13 protein-coding genes and 1 pseudogene are annotated in these 16642 nt (G+C 66.1%); 10 read left to right on the top strand and 4 right to left on the bottom strand.

All coding sequences use genetic code 11. The features are described 5' to 3' along the window. Positions 1–5: 5 nt before the first annotated feature. Together XcodCFBP4690_RS11845 and XcodCFBP4690_RS11840 are read right to left on the bottom strand one after the other, a co-directional pair. Positions 6–1931, bottom strand: a complete 1926-nt coding sequence (locus tag XcodCFBP4690_RS11845) for a DUF3857 domain-containing transglutaminase family protein (protein WP_104541125.1) — start codon at positions 1929–1931, stop codon at positions 6–8. Positions 1932–2210: 279 nt separating this feature from the next. Next, a complete protein-coding gene (locus XcodCFBP4690_RS11840; protein WP_104541124.1) occupies positions 2211–4568 on the bottom strand; it encodes a DNA translocase FtsK in 2358 nt (785 codons plus the stop codon). A 285-nt stretch (positions 4569–4853) separates the two neighbouring features. On the opposite strand from XcodCFBP4690_RS11840, the gene trxB reads away from it, so the two are divergent. From trxB to infA, 4 genes are all read left to right on the top strand, one after another. Next, positions 4854–5822 carry a thioredoxin-disulfide reductase gene (trxB, locus tag XcodCFBP4690_RS11835; protein ID WP_104541123.1) on the top strand — a complete coding sequence of 323 codons (969 nt, stop codon included), beginning with the start codon at positions 4854–4856 and terminating at the stop codon, positions 5820–5822. 57 nt (positions 5823–5879) lie between these two features. Continuing rightward, positions 5880–6998, top strand: coding sequence for a GNAT family N-acetyltransferase (locus XcodCFBP4690_RS11830; protein WP_104541122.1), 1119 nt, complete (start codon positions 5880–5882; stop codon positions 6996–6998). A 231-nt stretch (positions 6999–7229) separates the two neighbouring features. After that, a complete protein-coding gene (aat, locus tag XcodCFBP4690_RS11825; protein WP_104541121.1) occupies positions 7230–7979 on the top strand; it encodes a leucyl/phenylalanyl-tRNA--protein transferase in 750 nt (249 codons plus the stop codon). A gap of 80 nt (positions 7980–8059) precedes the next feature. After that, positions 8060–8278 carry a translation initiation factor IF-1 gene (infA, locus tag XcodCFBP4690_RS11820; RefSeq protein WP_002813418.1) on the top strand — a complete coding sequence of 73 codons (219 nt, stop codon included), beginning with the start codon at positions 8060–8062 and terminating at the stop codon, positions 8276–8278. A 407-nt stretch (positions 8279–8685) separates the two neighbouring features. Here infA and clpA read toward each other — a convergent pair whose 3' ends face one another. Beyond that, on the bottom strand, positions 8686–10968 hold the full coding sequence (gene clpA, locus XcodCFBP4690_RS11815; protein ID WP_104541120.1) for an ATP-dependent Clp protease ATP-binding subunit ClpA: 2283 nt from the start codon (positions 10966–10968) through the stop codon (positions 8686–8688). 142 nt (positions 10969–11110) lie between these two features. Further along, positions 11111–11431: an ATP-dependent Clp protease adapter ClpS gene (gene clpS / locus XcodCFBP4690_RS11810; protein ID WP_029219836.1), complete on the bottom strand. Its 321-nt coding sequence runs from the start codon at positions 11429–11431 to the stop codon at positions 11111–11113. Positions 11432–11669: 238 nt separating this feature from the next. On the opposite strand from clpS, the gene XcodCFBP4690_RS11805 reads away from it, so the two are divergent. The 6 genes and pseudogenes from XcodCFBP4690_RS11805 to XcodCFBP4690_RS23335 form a co-directional block, all read left to right on the top strand. Beyond that, a complete protein-coding gene (locus XcodCFBP4690_RS11805; protein WP_104541119.1) occupies positions 11670–12128 on the top strand; it encodes an NUDIX hydrolase in 459 nt (152 codons plus the stop codon). Next, complete coding sequence (mnmA, locus tag XcodCFBP4690_RS11800) at positions 12125–13261, top strand: tRNA 2-thiouridine(34) synthase MnmA (RefSeq protein ID WP_104541118.1); 1137 nt, start codon at positions 12125–12127, stop codon at positions 13259–13261. The genes XcodCFBP4690_RS11805 and mnmA overlap by 4 nt, the downstream gene beginning before the upstream one ends. Continuing rightward, positions 13261–13875, top strand: a complete 615-nt coding sequence (hflD, locus tag XcodCFBP4690_RS11795; RefSeq protein WP_104541117.1) for a high frequency lysogenization protein HflD — start codon at positions 13261–13263, stop codon at positions 13873–13875. Before mnmA ends, hflD begins: the two co-directional genes overlap by 1 nt. Positions 13876–14022: 147 nt before the next feature. Continuing rightward, entirely contained in the window at positions 14023–15213 is a 1191-nt protein-coding gene (locus tag XcodCFBP4690_RS11790) for a methyl-accepting chemotaxis protein (protein WP_104541116.1), read from the top strand. An 85-nt stretch (positions 15214–15298) separates the two neighbouring features. Further along, on the top strand, positions 15299–15586 hold the full coding sequence (locus tag XcodCFBP4690_RS11785; protein WP_104541115.1) for a hypothetical protein: 288 nt from the start codon (positions 15299–15301) through the stop codon (positions 15584–15586). A gap of 357 nt (positions 15587–15943) precedes the next feature. After that, positions 15944–16552 (top strand): annotated as a pseudogene (locus XcodCFBP4690_RS23335) (hypothetical protein); the annotation flags it as partial. Between the last annotated feature and the right edge of the window lie 90 nt (positions 16553–16642).

Genomic DNA, 16642 nt, shown 5'->3' with positions numbered 1-16642 from the left:
TGTGCTCACTGCGCCGTCTGCACCCTGGTCAGGTCGCCGTAGACGATCTGGCCCCGGAAGCCACGACGCACCTGCTGGTAGAGCTCGCGAAACGCGCGGTAGTCCTGCGGCTGGCACAGGGCCAGCGGACCACGTACGGCAGCGCGCTGCAGCCGGTGCACGGCGGTGACGGTCTGCCCCTGCCGCGTCCACTCCACCGCGTACTCGCCGGCGGCATTGCGGAACTGGCTGCTGCGCGGGATGGCGATGATGGGTACGGTCTCGGGCAAGGTCACCACATAGGTTTCCTCGCGTACGCTGTCGTTGCAGTAGAACGGGGTCAGATTGTCTTCGGCCGAGGTGGTCGTATAGACCGCGCGCGTGGATTCGGCGCCGGGCATGTCCGGCAAGGTCATGCCGCCGACCACCGAAAAATCCACCGCGTCGCTGGCCTGGAAGGCATAGCGATAATTGAACGGCGTATCGAGGTCCAGTGGATCGCCCTGGATCAGCAGATCGCCGGTGCCCACGAAGCCGGACTGGGCAATGATCGATTCCTCGATGCGGTTGCGGTTCTGCGCATTGAGCTGCACGAACATCGCGCGCAACCCCACCTCGCCGGTCTGCCCGCTATCGAGCGTGGTCAGCCCCTGCAGCCCGCCCTGTGGGTTGAAGCGATACTCGGTCCGCGCAACGTAGCGATTGACCTTGCGGTCGTTCGGCGGCGTGTGGGTGAGCTTGCCATCGCGCGTATGCACCACCGGCGCGCCCAGATCGCCGGCCGGCAGTTGCCCGAAGCGCGCATACGGGTTGGTGGAATCGACGTACAGATCGAAGGCCGGAATATAGGTGATGGCGTGATTGAAACGCCCCAGCACCGGGATCGCCTGCAAGGTCGGCCCGCCCTCGGCACCGATCAGCACCGGCGTGCTGGCGATACCCTTGGCCGCCAGTAACGCCTCCAGGATCACCGTGTGGTCCTTGCAGTCGCCGTAATGGTTGGCCAGGATGCTGTCGGCGCTGTTGGGCTCCAGCCCGCCATTGCCCAGATACACCGCCACGTAGCGGATATTGCGCGCGACCCATGCGTACAGGGCCGCCGCCTGTGCACGCGGCTCGTCGATGCCCTGGGTGACCTGGTCGGCCAACGCCTGGATCGCCGGGGTGACCGCTGCGGCGCGCCCGCCCTTGACGTGATACGCCAGGCCCATTTGCGACCAGCTATCGAAGGTGCTGGCCATCAAGGTGGGGCTGAACTCCCAGCTCGCCGCGCTCCAGTTCTGGTTCTTCATCGGCGCGGTGCGCTGATACCGCCATTCCCAGCGCGCCTGATCGCCGCGCACCACCGGCTTGGTGCCGCCCTGCAGCCCACGCACCGACAGATGCATCGGCAACGACTTCGGCGCCACCAGCGTGACCACCGCATCGTCGTACTGCGCAAACACGCTGAAGGTCTCCCACAGGCTGAAATATCCGGGGAAATACGGGGTGTTCTGCGCCCGCCGTACCCGGTAGACGATGCGTGCGCCCGGGGCCAGGTTCGGGAACACCACCACCTTGACCTTGCGGTCGGCGTACATCGCCGCCGAGGCACTGGAGTAGCTTTCCTGGGTGTAGATCTTGTCGCTGGCCACATCCTGGCGCAGGCCCTCGGCGGTGACGGTATAGGCCTGAAGCACCTCGAGCGTTTCCATCTTCTCGCTATAGCTCAGGCGCACTTGGCTGAACTGCTCCACCGCCGATTTGGTCTTGAGCAGGATCTCGTATTCGTCTGTCTCCACGCTGCTGGCGTCGGCGCGCACCTCGTAGTCGGCGCGATAGCGCACGAAGCTGTAATTGGTGTCGGCCTGGGCGCGAGCGGCCGCCGGGGCAGGCGTGGCCTGCTGCTGGGCCTGGGCCAGCAGCGGCGCGCAGAACAACAGCACGAGCAACAACAAGGGACGATGCAGCATGGGTCTCGATCACGACAGGCCAAGGTGGCGCGTACTGCACAGGGTAGCCGTTGTGCCCGGCAATGACAGGCATGGACTTCCAACTCTGCCGCATCGCTGCGCATGCACCTGCCGACGACCCGGCGGTGGGCGTGCTTGCGGCACCTGACGCCGGACGACGCGCTGCAGTGCTCCAGCACCCACTACACGCCATCCGACTGAGGCCTGCAGCAGGTACTCCCGCCACGTTCGCCCCGCGATGCCGCCCCGGCGCCGCGCAGGACGGCGGTGGCCGCCGCTCTACTTAGGCGGCGGCGGTGCCAGCACGCTGCGGTCGCCGTTGTGCTCGGGCGGGCTGACCACCCCAGCCGCTTCCATCGCCTCGATCAGGCGCGCGGCGCGGTTGTAGCCGATCTTCAAGCGGCGCTGCACGCCGGAGATCGAGGCGCGCCGGGTCTCGGTGACGATGCGCAGCGCTTCGTCGTACAGCGGGTCGGATTCGTCGCCGCCACCGCCACTGCTTTCGGGCAAGCCGGTGGCGCCGACCACGGTGCCGTCGCCCATGGTCTGCACTTCGTCCAGCACGCCTTCGACGTAGGACACCGGACCGCTGGCCTTGAGGTGCTCGACCACCCGATGCACTTCTTCGTCGCTGACGAACGCGCCATGCACGCGGTCCGGCAGCGCAGTGCCCGGCGGCAGGTACAGCATGTCGCCGTTGCCCAGCAGCGCCTCGGCGCCGGACTGGTCCAGGATGGTGCGCGAGTCGATCTTGGAGCTGACCTGGAACGCCACGCGGGTCGGGATATTGGCCTTGATCAGGCCGGTGATCACGTCCACCGACGGCCGCTGCGTGGCCAGGATCAGGTGGATGCCGGCCGCACGCGCCTTCTGCGCCAGGCGCGCAATCAGTTCTTCGACCTTCTTGCCGACGATCATCATCATGTCGGCGAATTCGTCGATGAAGATCACGATGAACGGCAATGTCTCCAATGGCCGCGGCGCCTCGCCCAGCTCCGGGTTCGGCTTGAACAGCGGGTCCATCAGCGGTTGGCCGGCGTCGATGGCGTCCTTGACCTTCTTGTTGAACCCGGCCAGGTTGCGCACGCCCACCGCGCTCATCAGCTTGTAGCGGCGCTCCATCTCGGCCACGCACCAGCGCAGGCCGTTGGCGGCCTCCTTCATGTCGGTGACCACCGGCGCCAGCAGGTGCGGGATGCCCTGATAGACGCTCAACTCGAGCATCTTCGGGTCGATCATCAGCATCCGCAGTTCCTTGTGCGAGGCCTTGAACAGCAGGCTCAGCACCATCGCATTGACCGCCACCGACTTGCCCGAGCCGGTGGTACCGGCCACCAGCAAGTGCGGCATGCGCGCCAGGTCGGCCACGGTCGGGCGGCCAGCGATGTCCTTGCCCAGGGCCAGCGTCAGCGGGCTGGCCGACTTGTCGTATTCCTTGGAGCGCAGCAGCTCGGACAGGAAGATCATCTCGCGGCTGACGTTGGGGATTTCCAGGCCGATCACCGACTTGCCCGGAATCACGTCCACCACGCGCACCGACTTCACCGACAGCCCGCGCGCGATGTCCTTGTCCAGCGAACTGATCTGGCTGACCTTGATGCCCGGCGCCGGTTCGATTTCGAAACGGGTGATCACCGGACCCGGGTAGGCCCCGACCACCTGCGCCTCGATGCGGAAATCCTTGAGCTTGAACTCGATCTGCCGCGACAGCGTCTCCAGCGTCTCTTCCGAATAGCCCTTGGCCTGCGGCTTGGGGTCATCCAGCAGCGCCAGCGGCGGCAGGTCCGAACCATCGGTGCTGACGCCCTGGAACATCGGGATCTGGGTGTCGCGCTTGGCGCGCTCGCTCTTCTCCACCACCGGTGCCGGTGGCGGCTCGATCTTGACCGGCTCGCGCTTGGCCTGCTTGACCGCATCGACCTTGCGCACTTCCTCGCGCTCTTCACGCATCACCCGGGTCTGCTGCCACTCGCTGGCCTGGTGGGTCTTGCGCTGCATTAGCGGCCCCAGCGCCAGCACCCACTTGCCGATCCGCTCCATCACCGCGAACCACGACAGGCCGGTGGCCAGCGTGATCGACACCAGCAACAACACCACCACGAACAAATTGGCGCCCAACGCACCGAAGCCGGAGCTGAGCGAGCCGCTGACCAATTTGCCGAGAATGCCGCCAGCCTCCGCCACCTCGCTCTGGAACAGGCGCAGATGCAAGAACCCGGTCGAAGAGATCAGAAAGCCCACCATGCCCACCAGCCGCAGCGCCGGCCCGAGATCGCTCTGGCTCTGCTCCTCGCGCTCGCCGATCAGCGCGATCCAGGCCACCGCACCCAGGATCACCGGCAACAGGAAGGCCACGTAGCCAAATAACTGCAGCAACACGTCAGCGGCCATCGCACCGAACCGGCCGCCCATGTTGTGGATCGGGGCGACCAGATTGCCGGTGCGTGACCACCCTGGATCGGTGGCCGAATAGGTAAACAGGCTGGCCAGCAGATACAGCAGCAGCGGCGCCACTGCGATCAATGCCAGATCACGCCACAGCTTCTGTCGGCGCGGAGTGTCCGCCACCGCCGTCTTGCGCGACGACGCCTTGCCCTCTGGGGGCTTGCTGCTGCGTTCGGGAACCTGCTTTGCCACCTGTAGCCAGACCTTAGAAAAATGCTGTTAGTGGTTGATAATAAACGACTGCGGCTGCGGTTACAGTAGTCGGGCGAGCGCCGGCTGCCGCGGCGGGCGGCAGTCAACGAAAAACGCCGCACAAGGCGGCGTCGGACATGCAACGTGGGTGGACCATGCCATCTGCGGTTCAAGCAGTTCCATCGCGCCGCCTTGATTCACCGGGTGGGGACCGCCACTCTATGCCGCCACGGGAACGCCATTTGTACCGGCGCCATCCCACCAATTCCTAGATCGCGAGTATACATGAGCGCCTCTTCTGCCAGTCCCGCCAAGCATTCCCGCCTGCTGATCCTGGGCTCCGGCCCAGCCGGCTGGACCGCCGCGGTCTACGCCGCACGCGCCAACCTCAAACCGGTGGTCATCACCGGCCTGCAGCAGGGCGGCCAGCTGATGACCACTACCGAGGTGGACAATTGGCCGGGCGACCCCCACGGCCTGATGGGTCCGGACCTGATGAACCGCATGCAGGCGCACGCCGAGCGCTTCGACACCGAGGTCATCTTCGACCACATCCACACCGCCAACCTGTCGCAGCGCCCGTTCCGGCTGGTCGGCGACAGCGCCGAATACACCTGCGACGCGCTGATCATCGCCACCGGCGCCACCGCCAAGTACCTGGGCATTCCGACCGAGGAGGCCTTCAAGGGGCGCGGCGTCTCCGCCTGCGCCACCTGCGACGGGTTCTTCTACAAGGACCAGGACGTGGTGGTGGTCGGCGGCGGCAATACCGCGGTCGAGGAAGCGCTCTACCTGTCCAACATCGCCCGCAAGGTCTACCTGGTGCATCGCCGCGACACCTTGCGCGCCGAAAAGATCATGCAGGACAAGCTGTTCGCCAAGGTCGCCGCCGGCAAGATCGAAACCGTCTGGCATCACGCAGTGGACGAAGTGCTGGGCAACGATGCAGGCGTGACCGGCGTACGGATCAAGTCCACCATCGACGGCAGTACCCGCGACATCGCTGCGCACGGTTTCTTCGTGGCCATCGGCCACCACCCCAACACCCAGCTGTTCGATGGCCAGCTGGCGATGAATAACGGCTACCTGGAGATCCGCTCCGGCCTGAACGGCGCAGCGACCGAAACCTCGGTGGCCGGCGTGTTCGCTGCCGGCGACGTGGCCGACCAGCACTACCGCCAGGCGATCACCTCGGCCGGCTTCGGCTGCATGGCTGCACTGGATGCCGAGCGTTATCTCGACAAGGGTGTCTGAGGTGACCACCGAGCGCCGGCCGCGCCCTGCGACCGGCCGGCCCTGTGGGCAGTGCGGGTGAGCGTCACCGCCCGCTGGTGCCGCCGGCTGGACGAAGTGCCGGCTGGCGCCTGGGATGCCTTGCACGATGGCAGGCATCCCTTCGTCGGCTACGCGTTTCTGCAGGGACTGGAACGGGAAGGCTGCCTGCGCCCGGACTGGGGCTGGAACCCGCTGCATCTGACCCTGTGGGAGGGCGACGCGCTGGTCGCCGCCGCCCCCGGCTACTTGAAGAACAATTCGCACGGCGAGTTCGTGTTCGACCACGCCTGGGCGCATGCGTATGCGCGTTACGGGCAGGCGTATTTCCCCAAGTGGCTGTGCGGGGTGCCCTACTCGCCAGTAACCGGGCCACGCCTGCTGGGCGCGCCCAAGTGGCGACCGCAGCTACTGGCGGCGATGCGCGAGCTGGTCGAGCGCAGCGGCCTGTCGTCGGCGCATGTGAATTTCCACCGTGCAGACGAAGACGCCGCCTTCGATGGCGACTGGCTGGAACGCAACGACCTGCAGTACCACTGGCACAACAGCGCCGGCTGGACCGACTTCGAGGCCTTCCTCGGCGCCATGGACCACAAGCGGCGCAAGAACATCCGCCAGGAGCGGGCCAAGGTGCAGCGCGCCGGCATCCGTATGCGCGTGGTCCACGGCGACGAGGCCAGCCAGGAGGACCTGGCCGCGATGTACGGCTTCTATCTGAAGACCTTCAACGAGTACGGCAACTCGCCCGCGCTCACGCCGCAGTTCCTGCAGCACCTGGCAACCGCCATGCCGCGCCAGCTGGTGATGTTCCTGGCCGACCTCGACGGCCGCCCGATCGCCGGCGCGCTGTGCCTGCGCGGCCACGACACCTTGTACGGACGCTATTGGGGCGGCGAGGCCCTGCCCGGCCTGCACTTCGAAACCTGCTACTACCAGGGTCTGGAGTATTGCCTGCGCGAAGGCCTGGCCCGCTTCGAGCCCGGTGCGCAGGGCCAGCACAAGATCGCGCGCGGCTTCCTGCCGACGCCGGTGCGCAGCCGCCACTGGATCGCCGACCCCGGCTTTCGCGAGCCGCTGGCGCAATGGTGCGCCGATGAGCGCGCGGCGGTTGCCCAGCATGCCCTCGAACTGGCCGAGCACAGCCCGTTCCGCGATTGAGCCGGCATGGCGATATCGCCCGACCCAGCGGCGCCAAGCGAAGCCTTGTCGCAGCGCTACCGGCAGGCACACGGAGCGGCAGCGAGCCGGGCGGCGGGACCGAAACCGAGCCACTCGCTTGCAGCGTCGCGAAACGACACGATCGCGACGACCATCCATTGGGCGATCCGGCCGCTCGCCCCTGAGCGAGACCGCCACTACGATCTGCGCGCCAGGCCCTACACTCGCCGGATGTCGCGTGCCCTTCCCTTTTTGCTTTCCGCCGATCCGGGGGCGCCGTTTCCGCCTGCCGAGCAGGCATTGCGCGAGCCGGACGGCCTGCTGGCGATCGGCGGCGACCTGTCGGTCCCGCGCCTGCTCAATGCCTATGCGCATGGCGTGTTCCCCTGGTTTTCCGATGGCCAGCCGCTGCTGTGGTGGAGCCCGGACCCGCGCATGGTGTTCCGCACCGATGGCGTGCGCCTGTCCTCGCGCTTCAGGCGTCAACTGCGCACCAGCACCTGGACCGTGCGCGCCGATACGGCGTTTGAGCACGTCATCGCAGCCTGCGCCGCCATCCCGCGCGCCGGCCAGGATGGCACCTGGATCACGCGGCACATGCAGCAGGCGTACATCCGGTTGCACCAGCTTGGCCACGCGCATTCGCTGGAAGTCTTCGACGGCGCACATCTGGTGGGAGGCATCTACGGCGTGGCGATCGGCCAGATGTTCTTCGGCGAAAGCATGTTCAGTGCGCGTAGCGGCGGCTCCAAGGTGGCACTGGCCGCCCTGGCCGCCGACCTGCATGCCCGTGGATGGCCGCTGCTCGATGCGCAGGTGGAAAACCCCCACCTGCTGAGCCTGGGAGCACAACGCCTGCCGCGTACCGAGTTTCTGCGGTACGTGCAGCATCAGGTGGCGCAGCCGGAGCCGGCAGGCAGTTGGTCTGCGCGCTACGGCGAACGTCTGGCGCGCGAACTCTGTGAGGTTTGCTTAACATAAAATTTGCACCACGGGGAGATGGGGCGTAAAATGCCGTCCCTTACGGCCCTGCCGGGCCAGCCGTGATTGCACAGGATTACATGTCGAAAGACGACTCCATTGAATTCGAAGGCAGCGTCAGCGAGACGCTCCCCAACACCACGTTCCGGGTCAAGCTGGAAAACGGGCACGAGATCATCGCCCACATCTCCGGCCGCATGCGCAAGAACTACATCCGCATCCTGACCGGCGACCGGGTCAAGGTCGAAATGACGCCGTACGACCTCACCAAGGGCCGTATTACCTACCGCATGAAGTAAGCGGTCTTGGTGCTGAGACGCGAGGCGGCCCATGGCCGCTTTTTGTCGTGCCTGCAATTCGGAATCTGGCACTCACCATAGGACTTGAGGGTCTGCCGGTCGGCGCATGAGTAGCGGCGCGCCGGTGGGCGGCAACGTCCTGTGCAGCTCCACGCGAGGCTCGAACTGGCTGTGGGCGGGTTCGCATACCGGCAAGTCGCTGCGACGCCAGCGACATGGCGCTCCCGGCACCCGCCGACATCTGCCGACATCAAGGTCGCCGCGCGTTCAAGCCGGCCGCACCACCATCTGCGCGCGTTTCAAATCACAGCGGCCTTCCGGTTCTGGGCGGCTGATGTCTTGTCACAGATCAGCAGACACAAAAAAGCCGCTCGCAAGAGCGGCTTTTTGTTGGGGCAGGACTGCGATCAGTCGACCGTGGCAGGCAACAAGCGCTCCGGCTCCGGATGCGCCTCCACCACCAGCTCGCCATCCTTGACGTCGATGTTGACGCGACCGCCCTCCACCAGCTTGCCGAACAGCAGCTCGTCGGCCAGTGGGCGCTTGATCTTCTCCTGGATCACGCGCGACATCGGGCGTGCGCCCATCAGCGGATCGAAGCCGTGCTGGGCCAGCCAGTCGCGCGCGGTCGGGGTCGCCGACAGCGAGACGTGCTTTTCCTGCAACAGCATTTCCAGCTCGATGATGAATTTGTCCACCACGCGCAGGATGTGGTCGAAGCCCAGCGGCTGGAACTGCACGATGGCATCCAGACGGTTGCGGAACTCCGGCGTGAACCCACGACGGATCGACTCCATCGCATCGGTGGAGTGATCCTGCTTGGTGAAACCGATCGACCGCCGCGATGCCTGGGTAGCACCGGCATTGGTGGTCATCACCAGGATCACGTTCTTGAAGTTGGCCTCGCGCCCGTTGGTGTCGGTAAGGATGCCGCGGTCCATGACCTGCAACAGGATGTTGAAGATGTCCGGGTGCGCCTTCTCCACCTCGTCCAGCAGCAGCACGCAGTGCGGCGTCTTGACGATCTTCTCGGTCAGCAGGCCACCCTGGTCGAAGCCGACATAGCCCGGAGGCGCGCCGATCAGCCGGCTGATCGAATGGGCCTCCATGTACTCGGACATGTCGAAGCGCACCAGTTCGATCCCCAGCTGCAGCGCGAGCTGCTTGGTGACCTCGGTCTTGCCGACACCGGTCGGGCCCGCGAACAGGAAGTTGCCGATCGGCTTTTCCGGATTGGCCAGCCCCGAGCGTGCCAGCTTGATGGAGCCTGCCAGCGTTTCGATCGCCGGGTTCTGCCCGAAGATCACCATCTTCAGATTGCGCTCCAGATGCTGCAGCACGTCCTTATCGGTCGCACTGACCTGCTTGGCCGGGATCCGAGCCATCTTGGCGACGATGGTCTCGATTTCCTCGATGTCGATCAGCTCCTTGCGCTTGCCTTCCGGCAGCAGGCGCTGGCGCGCACCGGCTTCGTCGATCACATCGATCGCCTTGTCCGGCAGCAGCCGGTCGCCGATGTGCTTGACCGACAGGTCCACCGCCGCCTGCAAGGCATCGTCGGCGTAGGTCACGCCGTGATGCGCCTCGTACTTGGGCTTGAGGCCCTGCAGGATCTCGAAGGTCTCGCCGACGGTCGGCTCGACGATGTCGATCTTCTGGAAACGACGCGCCAGGGCGCGGTCTTTCTCGAAGATGCCCCGGTACTCCTGGAAGGTGGTCGAGCCGATGCAGCGCAGCTCGCCCGAGGCCAGCGCCGGCTTGATCAGGTTGGAGGCGTCCATGGTGCCGCCAGACGCCGAACCGGCACCGATGATGGTGTGGATCTCGTCGATGAACAGCACCGCATTGGGCACCTTCTTCAGCGCGGTCAGCACGCCCTTCAGGCGCTTCTCGAAGTCGCCGCGATACTTGGTGCCCGCGACCAGCGCACCCAGATCGAGCGAAAAGATCACTGCGTCGGCCAGCACTTCCGGCACGTCGTTGTCGACGATGCGCTTGGCCAGGCCCTCGGCGATCGCGGTCTTGCCCACGCCTGCCTCCCCCACGTACAGCGGATTGTTCTTGCGGCGGCGGCATAGCACCTGGATGGTGCGCTCGATCTCGTCGGCACGCCCCACCAGCGGGTCGATCTTGCCGTTGCGCGCCTGCTCGTTGAGGTTGGTGGCGTACTCGGCCAGGGCGTCGCCCTTGCCTTCGCCTTCTCCACCCTCGCTCTTGGGCTCGCCGTCGGACGCGGACGGCTGCTCGCCGTCTTCGCCCAGCTTGGCGATGCCGTGGGACAGGTAGTTGACGATATCCAGCCGGGTGATGTCCTGCTGGTTCAGGAAGTACACCGCGTGCGAGTCCTTCTCGCCAAAGATGGCCACCAGCACGTTGGCCCCGGTGACTTCCTTCTTGCCCGAGGACTGCACGTGGTAGACGGCGCGCTGCAGCACGCGCTGAAAGCCCAGGGTCGGCTGGGTGTCGCGGCCGTCGTCTTCGGCCAGACGCGACACCGAGGCCTCGATGGCCTGTTCCAGGTCGTTGTGCAGGCGCAGTTGATCCGCACCGCAGGCCTTGAGCACGGCCTGCGCGGAGGGGTTGTCCAGCAGCGAGAGCAGCAGGTGCTCGACGGTCATGAACTCATGACGCGCCTCGCGTGCTCGCTTGTAGCACTGGCCGATGGTTTGCTCTAGGTCTTTGCTGAACATTGGTCACTCCGAACGGCTGTTGCCAACAATATGCGGCTTTTGTCGGGATTTTCCACAACCCTATCGAATAGGTATGTTCAGACGGCGTTAGCACGCGATTGCAGTCACACTGTTGCGCTGCTGGAATGATCTGATATCGGTCTCAGCTCTGTTCCATCGTGCACAGCAGCGGGTGCTGGTTCATGCGCGAAAACTCGTTGACCTGCGCGACCTTGGACTCGGCGACTTCGCGGCTGTAGACCCCACAAACGCCGCGCCCACGGGTGTGGACGTGCAACATGACCTGGGTGGCGCGCTCCAGGTCCAGATTGAAAAACTGCTGCAGGACGGTCACCACGAAGTCCATCGGGGTGTAGTCGTCGTTCAACAGCAACACCTGGTAGCGCGGCGGTGGCGCCACCTCAGGCTTGCTGGCTTCGACCGTGAGGCCGTGATCGTGTTCGTGGGAGGTCTTCCGAGGCATCCGGTCATTATACGGTTCATCGCCGCGCGCATTGGACGATTTGCGCCGCGGCCCGCACAATTTGTCTCTGATTCCATGGCTTGCCCTTGATGACCGATTCCCTGACCGCGCCGGCACTGGCGCCGTCGACCACCGCCCACACGCGTCGCTGCACGCCCCGCCCCGCCCTGCGCCGCCCTTCCGGCTGCCGTCCTGCCGCGGTACCGGACCGTGCGCTGCCGCGCACTGGAGTCTCCCCATGAGCGCGCAGGAACAGCGCTGGCATCCGGACGTCACGGTGGCCACCGTGGTGGTGCGCGACGGACGCTTGCTGCAGGTGGAAGAGCGTATTGGCGGCCGCCTGCTGCTGAACCAGCCGGCCGGGCATCTGGAGCCGGATGAGAGCCTGCTCGAGGCCGCCGTGCGCGAAACCCTGGAAGAGACGGGCTGGGACGTGCGGCCGACCCACTTCATCGGCACCTATCAGTGGCTGGCGCCGACCGGCCAGTGCTATCTGCGTTTTGCCTTCGTCGCCGATGCGCTCACCCACCACCCCGAGCGCAGCCTGGATACCGGCGTGGTGCGGGCGCTGTGGATGACACCGGAGGAATTGCGTGACGCCAGCGAGCGCCTGCGCAGCCCGCTGGTGTGGGAGGTGGTGGCCGACTATCTGGCTGGGCAGCGGCACCCGTTGGCGCTGGTGCGGCACGTCGCATGAGCACGCCACGCATCGTGGTGGGTGTGTCCGGCGGGGTGGATTCGTCGGTGGCGGCCTGGCAGCTGGCGCGACAGGGCGAGTCGATCGCCGGGCTGTTCATGCAGAACTGGGCCGACGATGGCAGCGGCGATTGCCGCGCCGAAGACGACCGCCGCGACGCGGTCGCGGTCTGTGGGGTACTGGGCATCCCCTTCCACTTCCGCGATTTTTCCGGCGAATACTGGAGCGGCGTGTTCGAGCACTTCCTGGCCGAATACGCCGCCGGGCGCACTCCCAATCCCGACGTGCTGTGCAACCGCGAGGTCAAGTTCAAACATTTCCTGGAAGCGGCGCAGGCGCTTGGCGCCGAGCGCATCGCCACCGGGCATTACGCCCGGGTTGCCTACAGCGGCGGGCGTTGGCGGCTGCTGCGCGGTGCCGACCAGAGCAAGGACCAGAGCTACTTCCTGCATCAGTTGGGGCAGACCCAGCTGGCCGCCACCCTGTTCCCGATCGGCGAGCTGGAGAAAAGTACGCTGCGCCGCATCGCCCAGGACGCCGGCCTGCCAACCCATGCCAAGAAGGATTCCACCGGGATCTGCTTCATCGGCGAGCGCGACTTCCGCGAGTTCCTGGGCCGCTACCTGCCCGCGCGCACCGGCGAGATCCGCGACCCGCAGGGGCAGCGCATTGCCGAGCACCCCGGCGTGTTCTATTTCACCCTGGGCCAGCGCGAAGGCCTGAACATCGGCGGGGTGCGCGGCCGCGCGGCGGCGCCGTGGTACGTGGTGGGCAAGGATGTGGCCAGCAACGTGCTGTACGTGGACCAGGACCGCGACAGCCCGCTGCTGCAGTCGCGCTGGCTGCAATCCGAGCTGGCCCATTGGGTCGCCGGTGCGCCGCCGGCGCGCAGCTTCAGTTGCACCGCGCAAACGCGCTACCGACAGCCGGACGAGCCGTGCATGGTGGAGGTGCAAGACGACGGCAGCGTGCAGGTACGCTTCGAGCGGCCGCAGCGGGCGGTGACGCCGGGGCAGTCGCTGGTGCTGTACGACGGCGAGCAATGCCTCGGCGGCGCGGTCATTGCCGCCACCGATGCGCCGCTGGAGCGTCAATTGGCAGGATCTTCTTCTTCCCCCGAGGGTGTGGCTTGATGAGTGTTTCCATGGATCACCGTGTGCTGGCGCTGGCCGGCGTTGCCCAGGCCCTGCAGCAGGTGCGGCGGATCGCCGAAACCGGGCATTCGGAGGCGGCCACGGTGCGCACCGCCATCGACAGCGTGTTTCGGGTGGATGCGGCTTCGCCGGAGGCAGTGTACGGCTCGGCGGCGGCCCTGGCGCCCGGCCTGCGCCTGCTGCACAACTACTTTCGCAACCAGGGCCAGGACGAGGTATTGCCGCGGCTGGCGCTGGCGGTGCTGCAACTGGAGCGCCGCTTCGTGCGCGACAACGCGACAGTGGCCACGGTTTCCAGCGGAATCGATGCAGCGGCGCGTCAGGCGCGGAGCCTGGGCGATAGCGCGCATCCGGATGTGTTGAGCTCGCTGGGCGGGCTCTATGCGCAGACCATCAGCCACCTGCGCCCCAAGGTCATGGTGCAGGGCAACCCGCACTACCTGGGTCAGGCCGGCGTGGTGGCGGAGATCCGCGCGCTGTTGCTGGCGGCGGTCCGCTCGGCGGTGCTATGGCGGCAGATGGGCGGGAGCCTGTGGGATTTCCTGTTCGCCAAGCGTGCGATGAGCGAAGCGGTGGATCGCGCGCTGCGTTGAACAGCGCGGAAATGCCGGGTGAAAACGCCCGCAGCAACCGCTAGCGCCTGCCAATGACGGCGGCATGCGCGAGACGAGATGGCGATCGTCGCTAAAGACCACGGGGGTAGTGCCGATACAGCAACCGTGACTCTGCCGAGAACGCCCATGTATTCACGTCCACTCATCCGTCTGGCCGCCCCTTTGGCTCTGACCTTGCTGTTTCCCTTCGCTGTCGGATTCGACTGGCCCGCTTCGGTGCGCTGGGCGATCCTGGCGACCATGACCCTCAGTTGGTTGGGTTTCGCTGCCTGGGTGACGTACTCCCAGTTCCGGCCCAACCCGGACCAGGCCCGCATCCTGCGCGAGCAGGACCAGCTGCTCAACGAACTGCGTACGTTCGTCAGCAACGAAGTCGACGGTTCGCGCTCGGAAGTCGAGCGTGCCCGCGAACTGATCCGCCAGGCCGTGTCCGGCCTGGGTGGCAGCTTCGAAGCGATGAACCGCAAGTCGCGCCAGCAGAGCCAGGCGCTGGCCCGTATCGTCGACCGTGCCGGTGACGACGGCAGCGCCGGCGTCGACGTCGCCCGCTTCGCCCAGCACGCCAGCTCCCGCATGGAGCAACTGGTGGAAGCGCTGGAACAGGTGAGCGGCCAGAGCAATACCACGGTGCATCACATCGATGAGATGGCCCAGCACCTGGATGGCATCTTCGCGCTGCTGGAAGACGTCAAGTCGATCGCCGACCAGACCAACCTGCTGGCACTGAACGCCGCCATCGAAGCTGCGCGTGCCGGTGAAGCCGGTCGCGGTTTCGCGGTGGTCGCCGACGAAGTGCGCAACCTGTCCGAACGCTCCACCACCTTCAACGAGCAGATCCGCAAGCTGGCACACAGCTCCAAGGAATCGATCGCCAAGGTGCGTGAAACGGTCTCGCAACTGGCCTCGCGCCACATGGACCGCTCCCGCGAAGCCCGCCACGAATCGGCCGCCATGCTGGAGAACGTCGCCCAGATCAATGCCTCGTTGGGCGATGGCATGCGCGAAATTTCCGAATGCGCCCGTGCCATCGACGGCAGCGTGGCCGAAGCGGTGCGTGCCCTGCAGTTCGAGGACATCGCCACCCAGACGCTGAGCGGCATCCACACCCACCTCGATCGCCTCACCGCGATCAACCGTGAGGCGGTGGCGCTGCAGGAACTGCTGCATCGCAATGGCGGCGTGTACGACAGCGACCTGGTCGCCGCGCTGGCCAAGGTGTCCAACCGCCTGCGCGACATGCGCGTGGAGTGGGAACGCCCGCCGCACAAGCCGGTGGCGCAGCAGGGCATGGGTGCCGGTACGGTCGAGCTGTTCTGAGACCGATGCCGACCCGCATCCCCTGATCCCGACATTCCCCGGTCCTCCGGGGATTTGTCGTTCCGTACCGACCTGGTGTTTCGTCATGACGCTGCTCGCCCCGACCATCGACACTGTTCCCACCGATGCGCTGCAGTCCGCCGCATTGGCTGCCGCGCATGCCGAGCGCATTGCGCTCAGCGACGCGGCCCGGCCCGTGTTGCGGCGCGTACGGCTGCCGGCCGCGCTGGAACGGCTGGAGCTTGCCGCCCGCGCGGAAGTCAAGGCAATGATCAATCCGCGCCGCGACTGCAGCGAAGACGAGCTGCTGTTCGCCACGGCGGCCTGGGATCTGGGCCTGGACGGCGACGCGGTCAGCGCCTCCGAGCGCTGATGCCAGACCGGCGGGGCGTGCCTCGGCAGGCGCCCGGCCGTGTTGTTGGACTGCCCGATCCCAGGCTCCTGAGCCGTCCGCTTCTTCCGCTCCCCCCGGCATCGCCAATGCCGTGCGTACGCTCCTTGCGTACGCTCCCTGGACACCCTGCCCGGCCCGAGACTCGCTTGCACCGGCTGCGGCTGTGTCAGGTCTGGTCAGGACCGCTACCATCCATCTCGCCTCCCGAGCCTGTCGCCAACCAGCGCGATCGGCATGCTGTCTTCTTCGGATTGAGCGCTGGACGCCATGAAAACCAATTGCCTGGCGTTGCTTGCGGCAGCGCTCTCTCGCTAGGCCAATGCGGCAGGTGACGGGGTGTATCTTGAATTCTCTGGGAAGCCCGGCCACCTCATTCGATTGCCCGCCAGCAAACCATCCAGTTTTTGACCGATGGTCGACACACTCACCAGGTGTGTGTCGCGACCGATCTCGCCGAGACCGACGTAGGCGCATTGGTAGTGCAGGCGTTCGATGCTCCGGGCAGGAAGTGTCGAGCCGTCGGTACCCCGACTACCGTGGCATCAAGCACTGCTACGGTGCCGATCCGGGCCAGGGAGGCAAGCCCGGCCTGTGGAGGTTTCGCGCAAGCACAGGAGATGGACGCAGCGGGGAACAGACGCTGCAGGTCCATGCCAGGCTGGCAGACTCGCCACTGTCGAACGATCCGGGAACCCCGTATGTCGTTGGCCGCCCGAACCATGATGCAGCGATCCCGCCGGTTGCGTGGCGCGGCCGCCTTGCCTGGGAAATGCAGGTCAACCCGCAAGGCACGGTGAACGAGGTCCCCGTGGTGACAGCAGAAGGAGTTGGCTTGAGACTTCGCGACCGCGCGATTGCGGCTGGCTATCTGTCGCTTTTCTTCCCTGACAACGGCGAGAGCGCACACCGCTGCTCTGGAGACGCGAACTGTCGTTCGAACCGGAACAGGACCGGCACGATGTCGATCGATCAAACTGCATCAGTCGGTGCTTGCCGCGTGGCACGGCCACGCCGGCAGTCATCCATGCAGCCACG

The sequence above is a fragment of the Xanthomonas codiaei genome, assembly GCF_002939785.1.
Classification (GTDB): Bacteria; Pseudomonadota; Gammaproteobacteria; order Xanthomonadales; family Xanthomonadaceae; genus Xanthomonas; species Xanthomonas codiaei.
The sequence above is the reverse complement of the archived record's forward strand: the minus strand, read 5'-3'. Positions and strand labels throughout refer to the sequence as shown.